This window comes from Haloplanus aerogenes, from assembly GCF_003856835.1.
GTDB lineage: Archaea > Halobacteriota > Halobacteria > Halobacteriales > Haloferacaceae > Haloplanus > Haloplanus aerogenes.
Window position 1 is genome coordinate 2046070 of record NZ_CP034145.1, and the last position, 16038, is coordinate 2062107.

General features: G+C 66.3%; 21 protein-coding genes. 6 read left to right on the top strand and 15 right to left on the bottom strand.

Annotated elements, in window-relative coordinates:
• The first annotated feature begins 47 nt into the window (after positions 1-47).
• Positions 48-1010 carry a zinc-dependent metalloprotease gene (locus DU502_RS10455; protein WP_121919306.1) on the top strand — a complete coding sequence of 321 codons (963 nt, stop codon included), beginning with the start codon at positions 48-50 and terminating at the stop codon, positions 1008-1010.
• Here DU502_RS10455 and DU502_RS10460 read toward each other — a convergent pair.
• From DU502_RS10460 to DU502_RS10470, 3 genes are read right to left on the bottom strand one after another with little or no spacing between them, the layout of a single operon-like run.
• Entirely contained in the window at positions 1007-1228 is a 222-nt protein-coding gene (locus DU502_RS10460) for a hypothetical protein (RefSeq protein WP_121919307.1), read from the bottom strand. The genes DU502_RS10455 and DU502_RS10460 overlap by 4 nt on opposite strands.
• Positions 1228-1623 (bottom strand): nuclear transport factor 2 family protein, encoded by a 396-nt coding sequence (locus DU502_RS10465; RefSeq protein WP_121919308.1) that lies wholly within the window; start codon positions 1621-1623, stop codon positions 1228-1230. Before DU502_RS10465 ends, DU502_RS10460 begins: the two co-directional genes overlap by 1 nt.
• Before the next feature lie 35 nt (positions 1624-1658).
• On the bottom strand, positions 1659-2246 hold the full coding sequence (locus DU502_RS10470; protein ID WP_121919309.1) for a methyltransferase family protein: 588 nt from the start codon (positions 2244-2246) through the stop codon (positions 1659-1661).
• 85 nt (positions 2247-2331) lie between these two features.
• Here DU502_RS10470 and DU502_RS10475 point away from each other — a divergent pair, with 85 nt between their 5' ends.
• Positions 2332-2985 (top strand): helix-turn-helix domain-containing protein, encoded by a 654-nt coding sequence (locus tag DU502_RS10475; protein ID WP_158601132.1) that lies wholly within the window; start codon positions 2332-2334, stop codon positions 2983-2985.
• On the opposite strand, the gene phoU is transcribed toward DU502_RS10475, so the two are convergent.
• From phoU to DU502_RS10500, 5 genes are all read right to left on the bottom strand, one after another.
• On the bottom strand, positions 2974-3657 hold the full coding sequence (phoU, locus tag DU502_RS10480) for a phosphate signaling complex protein PhoU (RefSeq protein ID WP_121919311.1): 684 nt from the start codon (positions 3655-3657) through the stop codon (positions 2974-2976). The two genes, DU502_RS10475 and phoU, sit on opposite strands and share 12 nt — an antisense overlap.
• A 95-nt stretch (positions 3658-3752) precedes the next feature.
• Entirely contained in the window at positions 3753-4628 is an 876-nt protein-coding gene (pstB, locus tag DU502_RS10485) for a phosphate ABC transporter ATP-binding protein PstB (protein WP_121919312.1), read from the bottom strand.
• Between the two features lie 4 nt (positions 4629-4632).
• Positions 4633-6231 carry a phosphate ABC transporter permease PstA gene (gene pstA / locus DU502_RS10490; protein ID WP_121919313.1) on the bottom strand — a complete coding sequence of 533 codons (1599 nt, stop codon included), beginning with the start codon at positions 6229-6231 and terminating at the stop codon, positions 4633-4635.
• 1 nt (position 6232) lies between these two features.
• Entirely contained in the window at positions 6233-7192 is a 960-nt protein-coding gene (gene pstC, locus DU502_RS10495; protein WP_121919314.1) for a phosphate ABC transporter permease subunit PstC, read from the bottom strand.
• A gap of 67 nt (positions 7193-7259) precedes the next feature.
• Positions 7260-8261 (bottom strand): PstS family phosphate ABC transporter substrate-binding protein, encoded by a 1002-nt coding sequence (locus DU502_RS10500; protein ID WP_121919315.1) that lies wholly within the window; start codon positions 8259-8261, stop codon positions 7260-7262.
• Between the two features lie 324 nt (positions 8262-8585).
• On the opposite strand from DU502_RS10500, the gene DU502_RS10505 reads away from it, so the two are divergent.
• Complete coding sequence (locus DU502_RS10505) at positions 8586-9587, top strand: phosphate uptake regulator PhoU (protein ID WP_121919316.1); 1002 nt, start codon at positions 8586-8588, stop codon at positions 9585-9587.
• Here the strand turns inward: DU502_RS10505 and DU502_RS10510 are convergent.
• The 5 genes from DU502_RS10510 to DU502_RS10530 all read right to left on the bottom strand — a co-directional run bounded on the left by DU502_RS10510 (position 9584) and on the right by DU502_RS10530 (position 12986).
• Entirely contained in the window at positions 9584-9955 is a 372-nt protein-coding gene (locus DU502_RS10510; protein ID WP_121919317.1) for a 30S ribosomal protein S8e, read from the bottom strand. The two genes, DU502_RS10505 and DU502_RS10510, sit on opposite strands and share 4 nt — an antisense overlap.
• 528 nt (positions 9956-10483) lie before the next feature.
• A complete protein-coding gene (locus DU502_RS10515; protein ID WP_121919318.1) occupies positions 10484-10747 on the bottom strand; it encodes a hypothetical protein in 264 nt (87 codons plus the stop codon).
• A 4-nt stretch (positions 10748-10751) separates the two neighbouring features.
• Positions 10752-11414, bottom strand: a complete 663-nt coding sequence (locus tag DU502_RS10520; protein ID WP_121919319.1) for a potassium channel family protein — start codon at positions 11412-11414, stop codon at positions 10752-10754.
• A gap of 121 nt (positions 11415-11535) precedes the next feature.
• Positions 11536-11964: a pyridoxamine 5'-phosphate oxidase family protein gene (locus tag DU502_RS10525; protein ID WP_121919320.1), complete on the bottom strand. Its 429-nt coding sequence runs from the start codon at positions 11962-11964 to the stop codon at positions 11536-11538.
• A 44-nt stretch (positions 11965-12008) separates the two neighbouring features.
• Entirely contained in the window at positions 12009-12986 is a 978-nt protein-coding gene (locus DU502_RS10530) for a DMT family transporter (protein ID WP_241966763.1), read from the bottom strand.
• A 215-nt stretch (positions 12987-13201) separates the two neighbouring features.
• Here DU502_RS10530 and DU502_RS10535 point away from each other — a divergent pair, with 215 nt between their 5' ends.
• From DU502_RS10535 to DU502_RS10545, 3 genes are all read left to right on the top strand, one after another.
• Entirely contained in the window at positions 13202-13996 is a 795-nt protein-coding gene (locus DU502_RS10535; protein WP_121919321.1) for a helix-turn-helix transcriptional regulator, read from the top strand.
• Positions 13997-14304: 308 nt separating this feature from the next.
• Positions 14305-14895: a hypothetical protein gene (locus DU502_RS10540; RefSeq protein ID WP_121919322.1), complete on the top strand. Its 591-nt coding sequence runs from the start codon at positions 14305-14307 to the stop codon at positions 14893-14895.
• Positions 14896-14956: 61 nt separating this feature from the next.
• Positions 14957-15163 (top strand): FmdB family zinc ribbon protein, encoded by a 207-nt coding sequence (locus DU502_RS10545; RefSeq protein ID WP_124897057.1) that lies wholly within the window; start codon positions 14957-14959, stop codon positions 15161-15163.
• 42 nt (positions 15164-15205) lie between these two features.
• Here DU502_RS10545 and DU502_RS10550 read toward each other — a convergent pair whose 3' ends face one another.
• Both DU502_RS10550 and DU502_RS10555 read right to left on the bottom strand, forming a co-directional pair.
• A complete protein-coding gene (locus tag DU502_RS10550) occupies positions 15206-15550 on the bottom strand; it encodes a hypothetical protein (RefSeq protein ID WP_124897058.1) in 345 nt (114 codons plus the stop codon).
• Between the two features lie 58 nt (positions 15551-15608).
• Positions 15609-16022 carry a hypothetical protein gene (locus DU502_RS10555; RefSeq protein ID WP_124897059.1) on the bottom strand — a complete coding sequence of 138 codons (414 nt, stop codon included), beginning with the start codon at positions 16020-16022 and terminating at the stop codon, positions 15609-15611.
• Positions 16023-16038: the final 16 nt, after the last annotated feature.

Below are 16038 nucleotides of genomic sequence, written 5' to 3' on the forward strand. Positions count from 1 at the left end.
GCGCGTCCGCACGGAAACGTTTTCACGCGCTACCGACACCCTTGGGTATGAACCTGTTTCGGAGCGTCCGCACGGTGACGACGGCCTCCGGTACCGGCTACGTCGACTGGCACGCTGTGGCAGAGGCGGCCAAGGCCAGCACGGACGCCGGTTCCCTCGACCTGAGCGCCGCGGAGCGCGAGGGCTACGCGGCCGACGTGCGCGACGCGCGGGACCGCCTCCGAACCCTCGGCGGCGTCGACTTCGACCTGCCCGACACGGTCGAAATCCAGAACCGCCACCACTGGATCGACGCCAACGTCGACACGTTCCGGCGGGTGATGGCACCCATCGAGCGGGAGGCGCCCGACGCACTGTTCCCCGGCGTCACGCGCGTCGTCAACACCGGGACGCTCTCCTTTATGCTCGCCTTCCTCGGCCGGAACGTCCTCGGGCAGTACGACCCGCTCCTCCTCGCAGAAGCGGCGCCCGCGGATCGGGACCACGCGCTCTATTTCGTCCATCCGAACATCGTCGACGTGGCCGACTCGCTCGACGTTGACAGGCCCCGCTTCCGCCGGTGGATCGCGTTCCACGAGGTGTCCCACGCCGCGGAGTTCGGTTCGGCCCCGTGGCTCTCGGATCACCTCGAAACCAAGCTAGAGCGCGGCATCGACGCGCTCGTCTCGGGTGATCTGGATCGGGAGGCGTTCAGGGAACTCGACACGGCGATGACGGCGGTGGAGGGGTACGCCGAACTCCTGATGGACCGGGCGTTCGACGACGACTACGCCGACTTGCGAGCGAAACTCGACGCACGCCGACAGGGTGGCGGCCCGGTCGCCCGACTCGCCCGGCGACTGCTCGGACTGGGGTTGAAACGCCGGCAGTACGAACGCGGCGCGGCCTTCTTCCGGGCCGTCGCGGACGCTCGGGGGTTAGAGGGGGCGAGTGCGGTGTGGGAACGCCCGGAGAACCTCCCGACCGAGACGGAACTCGACCACCCGGACCGCTGGCTGGCGCGGGTTTAGCGCTTCCGTCGCCACTCGCTGCCGACCCAGTTGAGATAGAGGACGAGTGTCACGCCGACGAGGAGGCCGACGAGGACGGCCGCGAGCGCCTGCACGGCTGTGGCTCCGGCGGCGATGGCGACCAGTCCGCCCGAACAGCCGACGAGCGCGACGAAGCCCATTTTGAGGCGCCGCGAGGCGGCCCGGCGGTCCTCGTCGGAGAGGCTCGGCCCGACCATCAGCCGTCCACGTACGGTGTACTGACGTGCATACCGACGAACAGCCACTCCGCGTCGTCTTCGTCTCCCACCGCACGGCGCTCCATCGTCCCGCTCCACCGGGTCGAGAGCGCGTACTCGTGGTCAGCCTCGCGGTCTGTCCACGACATGAACACCGAATCCGAGAAGTAGGCGTAGCCGTCGCGTTCGGTGACGCGGAGGTCCTGGCTCTCGGCGGTCCAGTCGTCGGTCGTGCGGGTCTGTTCGCGCAGGCCTTCGGCGACGGCGTCGTAGCCGACGAGTCGTTCGCCGACGCCGAACTTCACCACGTCTGGGCGTTCCACGAAGTAGGGATACAGCGGTTCGCCCCGACGCAGGGCCTCGTAGTACTCGCGGATTGTCTCCGCCGCGTTCATGGGCGACGTGTCTCGCCCGCGGCGGTTAACTGTTTTCAGGAGGCGAGGGCGGCGGCGGCACGCCGGAGGGTCGTCACGCCGACGAACCGCGGGACGCGCTGCGCGTAGCGGTCGTACGCGTCGCCGAACTCGGCGCGCAAGTGTGGCTCCTCGGCACGGGGGAGGAGAAGCACCCAGCCGACGTGGACGGCGGCGAGCATCGCGACGAGCATCGAATCGACCGCGAGCGCGAAGCCACTCACGCCGACGATCATGCCGACATACTGCGGGTTGCGCGTGTAGGCGTACGGGCCGTCGGTGTAGAGGTCACCCGTCACACCCATCGTCTCCGCGGATTGCATCGTTCGCGCTCCCCAGAGGAAGACGGCGGTACCGAGGAGGGCCGCCGCGACGCCGGCGACGGCGGCTGCCCGGGGGAGGTCCCACGATCCAAACGTGAGGACGGCGGTGCCGAGGAGGGCGAGGTCGAAGACGCCGACGAGCGTCCAGTGGCAGTAGTACGCCGGCGTCCGGTCGCCGGGCGGCCACCACTCGTGGTCGGTCAGGAGCGTTCCGAGGACGAGACCGTAGACGCCGGCGGCCGACAGGAGGCCGGCGGCGAAGGCGATTCGAGTCGGTGTCATACGGGTCGACGTTGGGCGCGGCGTCGGGAGTCGAAACTGCCTCACAGCCGAGGCTTTTATTTACAGGCGTGCGATGCTCGCGTCGATGAAGTACGCCCGACTGCGCGTGCATCACGACCCCGACCGGCTCCACCCCATGCACGCGTTCGAGATGCGCCACGACGACATCGAGCGTGCCGCCCTCCTCCACTGGAATACGGTGCTGGACGAGACGAACACGATGGTGTTCCGGGTTCGGGGCGACCCCGAGCCGTTCCGCGCGAAACTCGACGCGCGAGCGGCGACGGTGGCCTACAGCCTCACCGAGGCCGTCGACGGCGTGTTCTACTGCTGTGTCCGCGACCGGGTGACGGAGGCGGATCGAGGCTACATCGACGCGTTCGCACGGGGGACGCTCGTGGTGGTCCCACCGGTCGCGTTCGAACCGGACGGGACGACGACGGTGACGCTGGTGGGGACGCCGGCCGACATCGACGCCGCCGTGTCGGAGTTACCGGCGGGGTTGCGGGCGACGGTGGAGTCGGTCGGTCCGTACCGGCGGCGGGCCGGGTCGTCGACGCCGAGACTCACCGACCGGCAGCGCGAGGCCGTCGCGGTCGCTGTCGACTGCGGCTACTACGACTCGCCGCGGGAGGGAACGGTCGCGGACGTGGCGGCCGACCTCGACATCTCGCCGGGGACGGCGGCTGAACACCTCAGGAAAGCGGAAGAGACGGTGATGGGCCGTCTAGTAGAGTAGTTCGTCGTCGTTCTCGACCATGTAGAGCGTGCGGGCAGCGATGTTGACGGCGTGGTCGCCCACGCGCTCCAGGTCGCGGATAGTGAGCAGGAGGCGGGAGACGTCCTGCATCAGCGACTCCAGTTCGGCGTCGTCCTCGTTGTCGCCGAGGTAGTCGCCCTCGATGAGATCACGGACCACGACCTCGCTGGCGGCCTCACACATCGCGTCCACCTCGTCGTCCCGGTCGGCGACGGCGTAACACGCGTCCACGTCCTCGTTGGCGTAGGCGTCCATCGCGTCCTCGAGCATATTCAGGGTCGCCCGCCCGATGCGCTGCATGTCCACGTCGGGGAAGAGGTCACGCTGGGCGTCGAGCGTGTAGCCGCCGAGGTTGACGGCGAGGTCACCGATCCGTTCGAGGTCGGTGATGATCTTGAACGACGCGGCGATGAAGCGGAGGTCGCCGGCGACGGGTTGCTGGAGGGCGATCAGGTCGATACACTCCCCCTCCAGTTCGAGATACATCTCGTTGACCTCGTTGTCGCCCTCGATCACTTCACGGGCGAGCCGTTCGTCCTTCCGTTCGAGGGCGTCCAGCCCCGTCCGGAGCCGCTCCGCGACCACTTCGCTCATGTAGAGAACGTCGTCGCGGAGCTCCTCCAGCGACGACTGATAGTCCGTTCGAGCCATATCACAAACTCGACACGGGCGACCTAAAACGTTGCCCCATGTCTACTGTTGACTATAGAGACATCTATAGCTACTCGCGGCGAAATCTATAGCCGTTATCCGAACTTGCCGGTGATGTAGTCCTCGACGCGCTGACTCTCGGGGTTCTCGAAGATTTTCTCGGTGTCGTCGAACTCGACGAGTTCGCCGCCGGTGAGGAAGACGGCCGTCTTGTTCGAGATGCGCGCCGCTTGCTGCATGTTGTGAGTGACGATGACGACGGTGTACTCCTCGGCGAGTTCGGAGATGAGGTCCTCGATCTGCGAGGTGGCGACGGGATCGAGCGCCGACGCGGGTTCGTCCATCAGGATGACCTCGGGGTCGGGGGCGATGGCGCGGGCGATACAGAGGCGCTGCTGTTGCCCGCCGGACAGTTCCAGTCCGGATTCGTCGAGCCGATCCTTCACTTCGTCCCACAGCGCCGCGCGCTTCAGCGAGTCCTCGACGATTTCGTCGTAGTCGCCTTTCTTGTTCTGGATCTTGAGGCCGTAGGCGACGTTGTCGTAGATGCTCTTGGGGAAGGGGTTCGGGGACTGGAACACCATCCCGACCCGGCGGCGAAGCGCCACGGGGTCCACGTCGTCGTCGTAGACGTTCTTCCCGCGCAGGTAGAGGTCACCCTCGACGCGCGCGGCGTCGATCAGGTCGTTCATCCGGTTGATACACCGGAGGAAGGTGGACTTGCCACACCCGGACGGACCGATCATGGCCGTCACCTGATTCTCCGGGATTTCGAGGCTGATGTCCTGCAGTGCCTGCTCGTCGTTGTACCAGACGTTGACGTTCTCGGCGCGGACGACGGTGTTCGCGCTCATCGTCGGCCCCGAGGAGGCGACACTCCCGCTCACGTCGGTTTCGACGAGCATGTCGTCGGTCGTCGGGTCGTCGGTCGATTCGCCGGCCGCGTACTCCTGCTCTGGATTCTCTGTCATGGATTTACTGATCGGTCTGGTACTTGTTGCGCAGCACGATGGCGATGGAGTTCATGCTGAGCAGGACGATGAGCAACACGACGACGCCCGCTGGAACGGCCGCCTGGTAGAACGGTTCGCTGGCGAACAGGCTCGCCCAGGCGTACACCTGCAGGGGCATCGCGCTCACTTTCGAGGAGAGCGCCGTCGGCAGGGAGAAGAGGACGTTCGGCGCGCCGATCATGATGAGCGGCGCCGTCTCGCCGATGGCCCGGCCGAGTGCCAGAATCGTCCCCGTCAGAATCCCGGGGAACGCCCGGGGCAGGACGACGTTCTTGATCGTCTGCCACCGCGTCGCTCCCATCCCGTAGGACGCCTGCCGCATCGAGTCCGGGACGCTCCGGAGCGCCTCGCGGGCGGAGATGATGACGATGGGCAGGATGAGGAGGGCGAGCGTCGCGCCGCCGATGAGGACGGTCCCGGTTGGCTGGCCGAGGTACGTGACGAACACGCCCAGTCCGAGCAACCCGTAGACGACGGAGGGGACGCCCGCGAGATTGGAAATGTTCACGTCGATGAAGCGGGTGAAGCGGTTGTCGGGGGCGTACTCCTCCAGATACACTGCGGCGCCGACGCCGAGTGGGAACGAGAGGGCAGCGACAGTCACCATCAGCAGGATGGAGCCGCCGATAGCCGGATAGAGGCCGGCCTCCGCGGCCGTCCCGCTGTGAGCGCTGGTGAGGAACTGCCAGTCGACCCACGACTGCGGCCCGGCGAAGCCGAGAGCGTCGACGGCGATGGCGCCGACGAGTGCGCCGCCGAGGATGGTGGCCACGAGCGCTAGCCCCGAGCGCTGGGTCGGTCGACGGCGAGCGACACCAACGGCGTAGCCGGCGGTCGGCACCACGGCCACGGCCAGCAACACCGTCGCGGGAACCGCGCCGATGGCGAGTAGCGGGCCGAGCACCTCGCCGGCGCCGACGGCGGCGAGAGCGACGAGCATCGCGAGCGCCGTCTTCCGGCGGCCCGCCTCGGCGGCGGCGTAGCGGCCGACGAGGACCGCCACCGGCCCGCCGAGCGAGAGGGTCAGCATGATGCCGTCGGTCGGGTAGACCGGGAGCGACTGGATCGCGCCCGGGACGAGCAGTAGCGAGCCGACGATGATCGCGCCCGCACCCACGAAGCGCGCGATGAAGGGAAGCTGTCGGTCGAAGCGTTCGAGACCGACGACGCCCGCGAGCGCGAGACCGAGCGCGAGGACGTAGCCGAACCAGACGACCGGCGGAACGATGTCGACGAAGATCATCGCCGCGCCGCCGGCGAACATGGCGCTGACCGCGAGCATCCCGACGACGCTCGCGCCGAACCGGAAGGCGGCGGGATCGGCTCGGAGGAGGTAGCCGCCGACGGCGAGTGTCGGCACGACGAGCGTCAGGAAGAACGTGAGATGCCAGCCCGGATCGGCGGTCAGCGGCTGGATCGCGTCGTTGGCGACGTAGATCAGGAGGATCGTCAGCGCGACGATGCCGAACAGCGTCGCCGCGAGCAGGACGTAGCGAAAGACGGTGCCGACGGTTCGGCTGACGTGGCCGAAGCCTTCGATCCGTTCCTCTTGGGCCGCCATCTCAGTACTCCTCCCGGTACCGCTGTGCGACGAGGTCACTGATGACGTTCATGATGAGCGTGATGACAAAGAGCGTGAGACCGATGGCGAAGAGGCTGCGGTAGGCGATGCCGCCGCCGGTGACGTCGCCGGTGAGGAGGTTGACCATCGCGGCAGTCATCGGGAGCGCCCCCTCCAGATAGTCCGCGGGGTTGAGCGGATTGACGAGGTTGGCCTGCGTCCCGGCGGCGACCGTGACGGCCATCGTTTCGCCGATTGCCCGCGAGAGCGCGAGAATGAAGGAGGAGAAGATACCGGAGAGGGAGGCGGGGACGACGATGCCGACGGAGACGTCGAACTTCGTCGCGCCCATCCCGTAGCCCGCCTGCCGCAGGGAGTCGGGGACGGCGGACATCGCGTCCTCGCTGATCGAGGCGACCATCGGGATGATCATGATGCCGACGACGATGCTGGCCGACAGCATGTTGAACGTCCCGAGGCCGGGGATGATGGTCCGCAGCGCTGGCGTGATGTAGACGACGGCGAAGAAACCGTAGACGACCGTCGGGACGCCCGCGAGCACTTCCAGTGCGGGCTTCAACACGCGCTGGGCGCGCGGGCTCGCGTACTCGCTGAGGTAGATGGCCGTGGCGACGCCGAGGGGGATGGCGACGACGGCGGAACCGATGGTGATCGCGAGCGTCGCCGACACCAGCGGCAGGACGCCGAACTGTTCGTTGTTGATGATCCACTTCGTTCCGGTGAGGAAGTCGACGACCGACGCGGTCGGCCCCTCGACACCCATCAGCGGAGCGGTCACCGAGAAGAACTTCGCTGCCTCCGTGGTCAACATGAGGATGATGCTGACCGTCGTGACGATGGACAGCACCGCACACAGGAAGAAAAACGAGCGCGTCAGAAGCTCCTGTGGCGCGTTCTCGGTTCGCTGGGTGAGGTCCCGTTGTAGGTCGTCCGTACTCATCTAACGTGGGTCGGTTCTTCGTTCGGTGGAAAAAGCTCTTCGTTCGGCCGCAGCCACAGGCTCGGTCTCAGCCCTGTGCGTTCTCGATGGCCGATTCGAGGGCGTCCATCGCTTCCTGCTGGTCCTCGTCGCTCAGGGGGACGTAGCCGACTTCGTCGGCGACGATCTCCTGACTGGTGGCGTTCTCGAGCCAGAAGCGGGCGAACTCGGCGACGTGCTCCTCCGCCAACGATTCCTGTTTGGCGTAGGTGAAGAGGGGCCGCGAGAGCGGGGTGTATTCGCCGGCGCGCGCCGTCTCCAGCGACGGTTCGACACAGCCACTGCCGTCGTCGACGCTGAGGGCCTTCACGCGGTCCGTGTTCTGGGAGTAGTACGCGAAGCCGAGATAGCCGATGGCGTTCTCGGAGCCTTCGACACCCTGGATGATCGTCCGGTCCTGCTCGGTGGCGGAGTAGTCCTGGCGGTGGCCCGGCCCTTCCTCACCGAGAATCGCCTCGATGAAGTAGTCGTAGGTGCCGGAGGCGTCGGTCGGGCCGTAGAGTTCGAGCGGCTGATCCGGCCAGTCGGAGTTCACGTCGCTCCACGTCGTCGGCGACGATTCGGCCGAATAGATTTCGTGGAGTTCCTCGACCGTGATACAGTCGACCCAATCGTTGTCGTTGTTGACGATGACCGTCAGCGCGTCCGTGGCGACGGTGAGTTCGACGGGGGTAACGTCGTTCCCCGAACACGCCTCTTCCTCCGTGGGCTGGATGGGCCGCGAGGCATTGTTGAAGTCGGTCCGGCCGGGACAGAAGTGGTTGGCGAAGCCGCCGCCCGAGCCGGTCGACTGGATGTTGATGTTGACGTCCGAGTGTTCGGACTGGAATCGCTCGGCCATCGCCGTCGCCAGCGGGAACACGGTCGAACTGCCAGCAATGTCGATGGTTCCCGAGAGCCCGTCGCCGCCGTCGCCCCCGCCGCCGGACCCGCTCTGCGTGCAGCCAGCGAGCCCGACTGCACCGACCGAACCGGTCGCCGCGAGGAACTTTCGGCGCGACACACGTCCACTCGTGGATTCCTCCGTCATCACCCGAGAATGACCGACTGTGACGTAAGTACCCTTCTATGATAGCTATATAGATATGGGTACGTGAACGAATACCGAGGGCAGTCGGATTTAGGGACGAGCGAATCGACCCAGTCGACGCGGTCAGTTCGCGCCACATATCGGGATATAGCCCCTATTACGGCTTTTGAGGGGCCGGTTTCGTCGCCGTCCAGCGGCCTGATTGCGGCGGATTGGTAGTGGCCGGGAGCCTTCCGACCACGACTGGCCGCGCACCGAGGACCGAAATGAACGAAGTATATAGATATGGGAGGTTTTATCTCGTGGTATCCGTTGTCTCCGTATATGGTCGAGACCCGAAAGGTGCAGGTGACGGGCGGATCGACGTACACGGTGTCGATTCCCAAAGACTGGGCGACCGAGAACGGCGTGTCGGCTGGCAGCGAGGTGGCCTTCTACCCCGAAGGCGACTCCCTCTTCATGACGCCCCGGACCGGCGACGACCGGACGGAGGGGACACTCGACATCGGTGACCTCGCCGGCGAGGAACTCGTCCGCGCCGTCATGACGATGTACGTCAGCGGATTCGACATCATCGGTCTCGAGAGTGGGCGGATCACGACCGATCAGCGCCGGACGATCCGACAGGCGACGCAGAGCCTCGTCGGGCTGGAAGTGCTCGAGGAGACCCGCGACAAGGTAGTGATCCGCGACCTGCTCGATTCCTCGGAGCTCTCGATCAACAACGCCGTCACCCGGATGCGGCTGATCGCCCTCTCGATGCTCGAAGACGCCGTGACGGCGCTGATCGACCTCGACGACGACCTCGCACGCGACGTGATCCAGCGTGACGACGACGTGGACCGCCTGTGGATGGTCGTCTCCCGTATCTTTCGAGCGACGCTTCGGAGCCCGCGGGCCGCGGAAGAACTCGGCGTCTCTCGTGAGGTGTGTTTCGACTACCAGTCCGCGGCGCGACAGCTCGAACGCGTCGCCGACCACGCGACCAAGATCGCCCACCTCGCGCTCAACTTCGACGAACCGCTCCCGGACGACGTGATCGAGGCGCTCGACGGCCTCCACGACGACGCCGCGGAAGTCATCGACGTGGCGATGGACGCCCTCTTCCTCGACGACAGCGAAGAGGCGACCCGACAGGCCAACGAGGCCCGCGAATCGGTACAGGGCATCGACAGTCACGCCCGCTCCATCGACGAACTCCTCCGCGACCTCGATCCGACGCGAGCGCAACTGCTCGGACTCGTCGTCGACTCGTTGTCGCGGAGCGCCGACTACGGCGGAAACATCGCCGAGACGGCGTTACAGAAAGCAGCGCCGACGCCTTAATCGATCAGGACGGCGTTGACCTGTCCGCTCTGACCCGGCCGAGACGTGACGCGGGCGCGACCCTCGCTCGTCTCGATAATAGCGCCTTTCGTGATGATGTTCCGGCGGGCGTAGTTGGTGTTCGCGGGGTTCTCGACCACGTTCTCGATGTCGGCTTCGACCGTCTCGTCGCCGGTAGCGACGTGGGCGACGTTCGTCGCGAGCGCTCGCGTCTTCGTCTCGTTACCGCGGGAGTCGACGGTCTGGAACCGGGGTTCGCCGACCGTCGTCTCCGCCGGCTGGCGGCCGAGCTGGTATCGCTTCTTGTTTCGAGAAGGCCGGAGGCGGCCTCCAGTGCGCTTCCGCGTGGAGCGTCCCTGGTCTTTCATACCCCAATCGAGTCCAAGCAACTACTTCAGACTGTCGAACCAGCCCGGGCTACGGATCTCCGCTCGGCTTCCGAGCCTCGGCGGAACGGGACAACGCGAAGTGGGTACGAAACGAGGCGCCCGCCGCCGTGGTTGGCGGCGGGCGAGCATCGAGGGGCATGTCGCAAGTATGCGACGCGGGTAAATCGACGACGGGGTGAATCGCCGGCACAGGCCCCGAGCGCCGGGTGGCTTCCAGACAGCCGGACGGGCGGGCATGCCGCAGGCTGTCCGAAAACCGATTTAGCATATGCCAACCAACTGTAATAAATCTGACCCGCCCTGCAGGACCCGCCGATACATGTATATCTGTCTACACGTATCAAGACACCTGTCGAGAATCGATGGACTGCGTGGCAGAAGTCTCCGTGTCCGTCCCCAATTTGGCTCGCGTCGCTCCGCAGGCAACCCCACGATAGCGACGTGAACGCCGGCGTCACGAGCGTACAGTCCGGCGAGTCGTCGGTGCTGGCCGTGGTGCCGGACTAGTCACCGCTTCACCGACACCACGTCGAATCCCGCGCCGGTTCGCTCGACGTAGAGGAGCACGTCGTCGTCGGTCCCCACGTCGGCCAGTTCGGGCGCACAGCCCATCATCCCCACTTCGTTGAATCCACAGGTGCCACAGACGGCGTCGTCGAGCGACGGTCGGTACCCGGCGTCGCGTTCGGTCGCCGGGAGATAGCCGGCGTCGTCGACGCTCGCCCCGCAGACCGAACACGTGAGACTCGTCGGCATCGGATCGAGTCGCATACCGTCACTCCTCGGGCGCGCCCCGGAGCTGTCGCAGCACCTCGTCGACGACTTCGTGGTCGGCGGCGACGATGTATCGGCGGCCGGCGACGAGCGTCGTCGAGTGCTGGACCGCCACGTCGCCGCTGGTCTGGGAGATGACGAGCGAGCCCTCGGGAAGCACGTCCGCGACGACTTCCCCGGCCGCAGGGGCGTCGTAGTCGACGCGCACGTCGAAGAGTTCGAGGTCGCCGGTCACGCCTTCGAGCGTCCGGATGTCGCTCCCGGCGAGGGCGTTGACCGCCGCCTTGATACTCGCCCGCTCGGGGAAGTACACCCGGTCGACGAACTCGGTGTACTCGTCGCCGTCTTCGACTTGGATGCGCGCGACGGTTTCGATGTCGGGGTAGAGCTGTTTGGCCGCCATGCAGATGGCGAGGTTGGTCGACTGGTCGCCGGTCAGCGCGCCGATCACGTCCGTCTCGTCGGTGATGGCCCGTTCGAGCATCGACGGGCGCGTGGCGTCACCTTCCAGATACGTGACGCGGTCGTCCACGTCCGCGGCGTCGATACGGCTCCCGTCCCGCTCGATGATCGTCACGCCGGTACCGCGGTTGACGAAGTCCTCCGCGACCCGTCGTCCCACACGGCCACCGCCAGCGATCACGATGTGATCCCGTTCAGCCATACGTCACGCTACCACACAGCATACGTTAAGTCTGGGGACCGCGGGAAATGTGGCCAGTCGGTCGTACGGATCGTCGACATGGGAACAGCGATCCACTGGAATCGGCCGATAACGGCCCGTATCAGGCCGTCTGCCGCCCCACGACCGTCTCCATATCGAGTTCGTAGAGCGTGAACGCCACGTCTTCGACGGATTCGTCGAACAGGCGGAAGGGCGGGAACCACTCGTTGAGCGTCGCCTCGTCGACAGCCCCCGCCCACTCCGTGACGGGACCGCGGACGTGGATGCTCCACGACTCGTCGGCGGCGACGGCGAAACAGACGAACGTGGCCGTGTCGGTCGTGTCGAGGTAGTGCTGTTTCTCCGAGTCGTCAGCGTGGGTGCTCACGCGCAGGAGGAATCGGTCGCCGTCGTAGTGGTAACTCAGCGGCACCGCGTAGGCGTCGTCACCGTCCGCGAGGGCGAGGACGCCGTGGTTGCCGCGGCGCAAGTAGTCGTCGACCGTGTCGGCATCCATCCCCACCGTGGTGACGTACTCGACGTGTTCCATGGGGGCAGTACGCCGGGGGACGGGATATATCGTCGTGTCCCCGATCAGTCGGCGTCGATGCAGACGGAGTCGTCGAACGCGTCGGTCGACACCGGCGTCCGACCGCGGAGACGGCAGAGTCGGTCACGCACGTCCACCGACTCGCTGCCGATGACGGCGAAGCCGGCGAAGATGGTCACGAAGCCGCCGACGGCGAGGGTCGAGATGATCTCGCCGAGGAGCGCCCAGCCGCCGAGCGCAGCGACGACAGGCACGGCGTAGAACACCAGGTTCGCTCGGATGGCGCCCGCCTGATCGAGGAGGCCGAAATAGGCGATGTAGGCGACGGCGCCAGCGAGCAGGCCGACGTAGGCCAGCGCGGCGACGGCCTCGGGGTGCCAGACGATGGCGCCCGGCGACTCACCGGCCGCCACGCTGAGGGCGTGCGAGAGAAGTGCCGCGAAGGGGAGCCCCCACGCGGTGCGGGCGGTGCTCGACAGGGAGCCGCCGGCCCAACGGATGAGGACGCTCCCGAACGCGCCGACGACGGCGCCAGCGAGCAGGAGCGCCTTGCCGACGCCCAACTCGAACAGCATCGCGGGGTCGGGATTGACCACGAGCGCGACGCCGACGAAGCCCAGCATCATCCCCGCGACTCCGCGGCGCGAGAGGCGCTCGTCGGCCAGCACGAGCGCCGCGAAGATGGGCGTCAGGATCGGGTTGAGGCTGAAGACGATGGCGGCGACGGCGCTGGTGGTGTACTCCTGTCCCACGAACAGGAGCGCGTTCGTCGCGCCGATGGCGAGGACGCCGGTGGCGAGAATCCCGGCCGCGTCCCGCCACGTCCGGGGAAAGAGTTCGCCACGTGGCGTCGTCACCGCCGCGTAGGTGAGCAGGGCGACGGCTGCAACGTCGAATCGCAGCGCGACGAACAGGAGGGGTGGGAAGTACGCGAGGCCGGCTTTCGCCGCGACGAACGTGCCGCCGAAGAGGATGCCCGCAACCGCGAAGGCGATCAGCGAGCGGCGATCCGCCGCCGTCACTCGAACGCCTCGCCGACGATCCGTTCGCGTTCCGTTCCGAGAGCCGAAATTCGTAGATAGTGAGTCATCGAATAGGGGTAGGTTCCGGAGCCGTTTAGTTTAATTCGTAAAATTTTGCGCGCCAAGAAACGCGTGCGATCCGGGTCGTGGTGTTCGCGGCGTGCAACGATTTCACGGTGCGAAAGTGGTTTCCCGCGTCGGGGAGCAGAGGGCGTATGGAGTCCGCACTGGCGGAGATCGAATTCCTCGCGCTCTCTCCGAACCGGGTGGCGGTGCTTCGGTGTCTGGCCGAGGACCGACACACGCGCACCGACCTCGCGGTCGTGACCGGCGCCTCGCAGGCGACGCTCGGCCGTATCCTGCGCGACTTCGAGGAGCGGTCGTGGATCGAGCGGATCGACGGCGCGTACGTCGCCACGGCGACGGGCGAACTCGTCGCGGACGGTTTTCTCGACCTGCTGGATATCGTGGAGACGGAGGGAGACCTCCGCCCCATCGTCGAGTACCTCCCGACCGACGCCCTGGATTTCGACCTTCGGCGATTCGACGACGCGACCATCACCGTCCCGAGTGGCACGAAGCCGAACGCCCCCGTCGGACGCGTCCTCGACCTCCTCCGCGAGGCGTCGTCGGTCCGAGCGTTCTCGCACGCGTTCAACGAGGATAGCCTCGGCGTCGTCGAAGAGCGCGTGGCCGCCGGCGAACTGACGTTCGAGGGCGTGTTCTCCCGGCACGCCATCGACGCAGTAGCCGACGACGATCGGTTACGGCGACGGCTCGAATCCCTCCTCGACGCCCCCGCAGCGAGCATTCGGGTCCGCGAGGCGGAGATTCCGCTGGCGGTGACCGTCGCCGACGAGGCCGTCCACCTCCTGCTTCGCGACGCGAACGGAGTGTTGCAGGCCTCCGTCGACACCGACGATCCGGTGGTTCGCGACTGGGCCCACGACGAGTTCGAAGCGTACTGGGAGGCGGCCGAACCGCTCGATCACGACGATATCGGCGCGTGAGGAGAGACGGAAGGGCCGCGAACGCACACACCCTACGCCGATCAGGACCGGGAGCGTCGATAGTTTACCAGACGGCCGCCACAGGTCGGGCAGGTCATCCGAAACGGCCCCGCTTCGAGCTCCCGGTCACAGCCCGGGCAGACGTAGCGTGCCATAGCGTCTGCATCCACGTCGCGACCCTAATTAAATATTTTCGTGGCTTGGCTTTTCGAATGTGGTTTTTTGTCCCATATTATGCACTAAACAGATATTCTCGTTCGGCGCATCGGAGGGAAAATACTTAGCACGAGCCCATCGGAGTATCGGCCATGCCCCAGTTGCGGTCCTGTTACTTCTGTGGCGCCGTCGGTGACTCGCTCAGGGAGTACGAGGTCGTGCCGGAACGGCTGGTATCGCCCAGCGGGACACGCTCGGCGGTGCTATGTTCGACCTGCCACGAGAAACTCCGGCGTGTGCTCGAACCGCTCGTCGAGGCCGCCGAGTCCTCGTCGGGGAAGTCGGGACGTGGTATCTCCTCGATCGGTGAGGTGACGTTCGAGTCGGCCGAGACGGCGGACACCGACGGCGCGGCGGACGGGAAGGACGACGCCGACGAGACGACGCCGGATATCGAGGTGACGAACCGCGACACGGCGGCGGACGAGGAGTCGACCGGTGCGGACACCGACGGCGACGACGCGGACGGGGCGGACACCGACGAAGATGTGCCCGACGGCTACTACAAGGTCCTCCGACTGCTACAGAACCGCGAGTTCCCGATGGAGCGGACCGATCTGACCGCCCTCGTGACCGGAGCCTACGACGTCTCCGAACCCCAGTGCGAGCGTATTCTGGAGGTGGCCATCGACCGCGGCGTACTGGTCGAGGACGGCTCGACGCTCGATATTGGCCGCAACTGACCGGCCGGAGACACGAACAATTATGGATGATAATCGATAACGTTCGAGCCGGTGGTAGCGAATGAGCCTCATGGACAAGGTGAAGGAACTCCTATCTCCGGACGAGGAAGAGACGGTCCTGTACGACTACGAGTGCAAGGATTGTGAGAAAACCATCACGTCCAGCGACCCGCCAGAGGAGGCGACGTGCCGGAACTGTGGGTCGTCGAACCTGAAAGAGGTCGGGAAGATGTACGCGGGCGGCGGCGGCGGCGGCGGCGCAGGCTAATCGGAGCCGCGGCGGTCGACGCCCTCGCCCCGAACATCGTTTTTAGAGGAGTCGGCCAGTGCTGGCGACGTGTGCAGTGTAATATCCGACGAGGAACACAGCCGTCGCAAGCGACGTGATCGCCGCGGATTCGACGTGCATCCCGTAGATACCGACGGGCGGCCCGGTGATCATGAGTGCCACGCCGCACAGGAACGCGACCCGCGGCCGCCCCGCGGGTGGCATCGACAACTCCCGGCTCTCGCTCCCCGGATCGACGAATCGACCGGTGACGAGATAGTGGGCGACGAGGTAACACCCCCACGTCGGGAGTCCCGAGACGAACACGGTCCAGACGGAGGCGCCCTGCGCCGCCTGCAGGACGGCGTATCCGAACCCTAGCGACATACCGAGTGTCGCCAGCACCACTCCCGCGAACCGGATCACACCGAGTCGCGATATCGGGTTAGAGCCACGCATCGTTCAGTCCGACGTGCCCAATCACGTAGCCACCACTCATCGCGACACCCGCCACGGCCATCCGCCAGATGTCGAGCGTCCCGACCGTCTGTGCACCGATCACGCCACCGACGGTCGCAATTCCGATACCCAGATTCAGCAGCCCGTACTTCGTGATCGCGCCCGTCGCAGTCGTGCGGTCGAGGCGGTCGCGAACGGCGGAAACGCCACCCTCCCGGAGCCCGAGTTGGATCGAACGGTATCCCAATCCGAACAGCAGGAACCCGACGTACGCGCGGAGGAAGTCGCCGTCGAACGCCGACACCGCCGCGAGCGACCCGCCGTAGACGACGACCGAACTCCCACCGAGCAGCCACAGCCACTCCCGGAGCGCCGTGCGCAAGCGATTGGACGGAGACACGAGATCCGCCACGCCG

Bases quoted from the DNA above. Each gene is read 5' to 3' on its own strand.
- DU502_RS10465 (WP_121919308.1), bottom strand. From the start codon at position 1,623: ATGAACGCGGCGGAGACAATCCGCGAGTACTACGAGGCCCTGCGTCGG.
- DU502_RS10545 (WP_124897057.1), top strand. From the start codon at position 14,957: ATGAGCCTCATGGACAAGGTGAAGGAACTCCTATCTCCGGACGAGGAA.
- DU502_RS10455 (WP_121919306.1), top strand. From the start codon at position 48: ATGAACCTGTTTCGGAGCGTCCGCACGGTGACGACGGCCTCCGGTACC.
- DU502_RS10510 (WP_121919317.1), bottom strand. From the start codon at position 9,955: ATGAAAGACCAGGGACGCTCCACGCGGAAGCGCACTGGAGGCCGCCTC.
- DU502_RS10540 (WP_121919322.1), top strand. From the start codon at position 14,305: ATGCCCCAGTTGCGGTCCTGTTACTTCTGTGGCGCCGTCGGTGACTCG.
- DU502_RS10550 (WP_124897058.1), bottom strand. From the start codon at position 15,550: ATGTCGCTAGGGTTCGGATACGCCGTCCTGCAGGCGGCGCAGGGCGCC.
- DU502_RS10525 (WP_121919320.1), bottom strand. From the start codon at position 11,964: ATGGAACACGTCGAGTACGTCACCACGGTGGGGATGGATGCCGACACG.
- DU502_RS10460 (WP_121919307.1), bottom strand. From the start codon at position 1,228: ATGGTCGGGCCGAGCCTCTCCGACGAGGACCGCCGGGCCGCCTCGCGG.
- DU502_RS10520 (WP_121919319.1), bottom strand. From the start codon at position 11,414: ATGGCTGAACGGGATCACATCGTGATCGCTGGCGGTGGCCGTGTGGGA.
- DU502_RS10500 (WP_121919315.1), bottom strand. From the start codon at position 8,261: ATGACGGAGGAATCCACGAGTGGACGTGTGTCGCGCCGAAAGTTCCTC.
- DU502_RS10505 (WP_121919316.1), top strand. From the start codon at position 8,586: ATGGTCGAGACCCGAAAGGTGCAGGTGACGGGCGGATCGACGTACACG.
- DU502_RS10515 (WP_121919318.1), bottom strand. From the start codon at position 10,747: ATGCGACTCGATCCGATGCCGACGAGTCTCACGTGTTCGGTCTGCGGG.
- pstC (WP_121919314.1), bottom strand. From the start codon at position 7,192: ATGAGTACGGACGACCTACAACGGGACCTCACCCAGCGAACCGAGAAC.
- DU502_RS10470 (WP_121919309.1), bottom strand. From the start codon at position 2,246: ATGACACCGACTCGAATCGCCTTCGCCGCCGGCCTCCTGTCGGCCGCC.
- phoU (WP_121919311.1), bottom strand. From the start codon at position 3,657: ATGGCTCGAACGGACTATCAGTCGTCGCTGGAGGAGCTCCGCGACGAC.
- pstB (WP_121919312.1), bottom strand. From the start codon at position 4,628: ATGACAGAGAATCCAGAGCAGGAGTACGCGGCCGGCGAATCGACCGAC.
- DU502_RS10535 (WP_121919321.1), top strand. From the start codon at position 13,202: ATGGAGTCCGCACTGGCGGAGATCGAATTCCTCGCGCTCTCTCCGAAC.
- pstA (WP_121919313.1), bottom strand. From the start codon at position 6,231: ATGGCGGCCCAAGAGGAACGGATCGAAGGCTTCGGCCACGTCAGCCGA.
- DU502_RS10475 (WP_158601132.1), top strand. From the start codon at position 2,332: ATGAAGTACGCCCGACTGCGCGTGCATCACGACCCCGACCGGCTCCAC.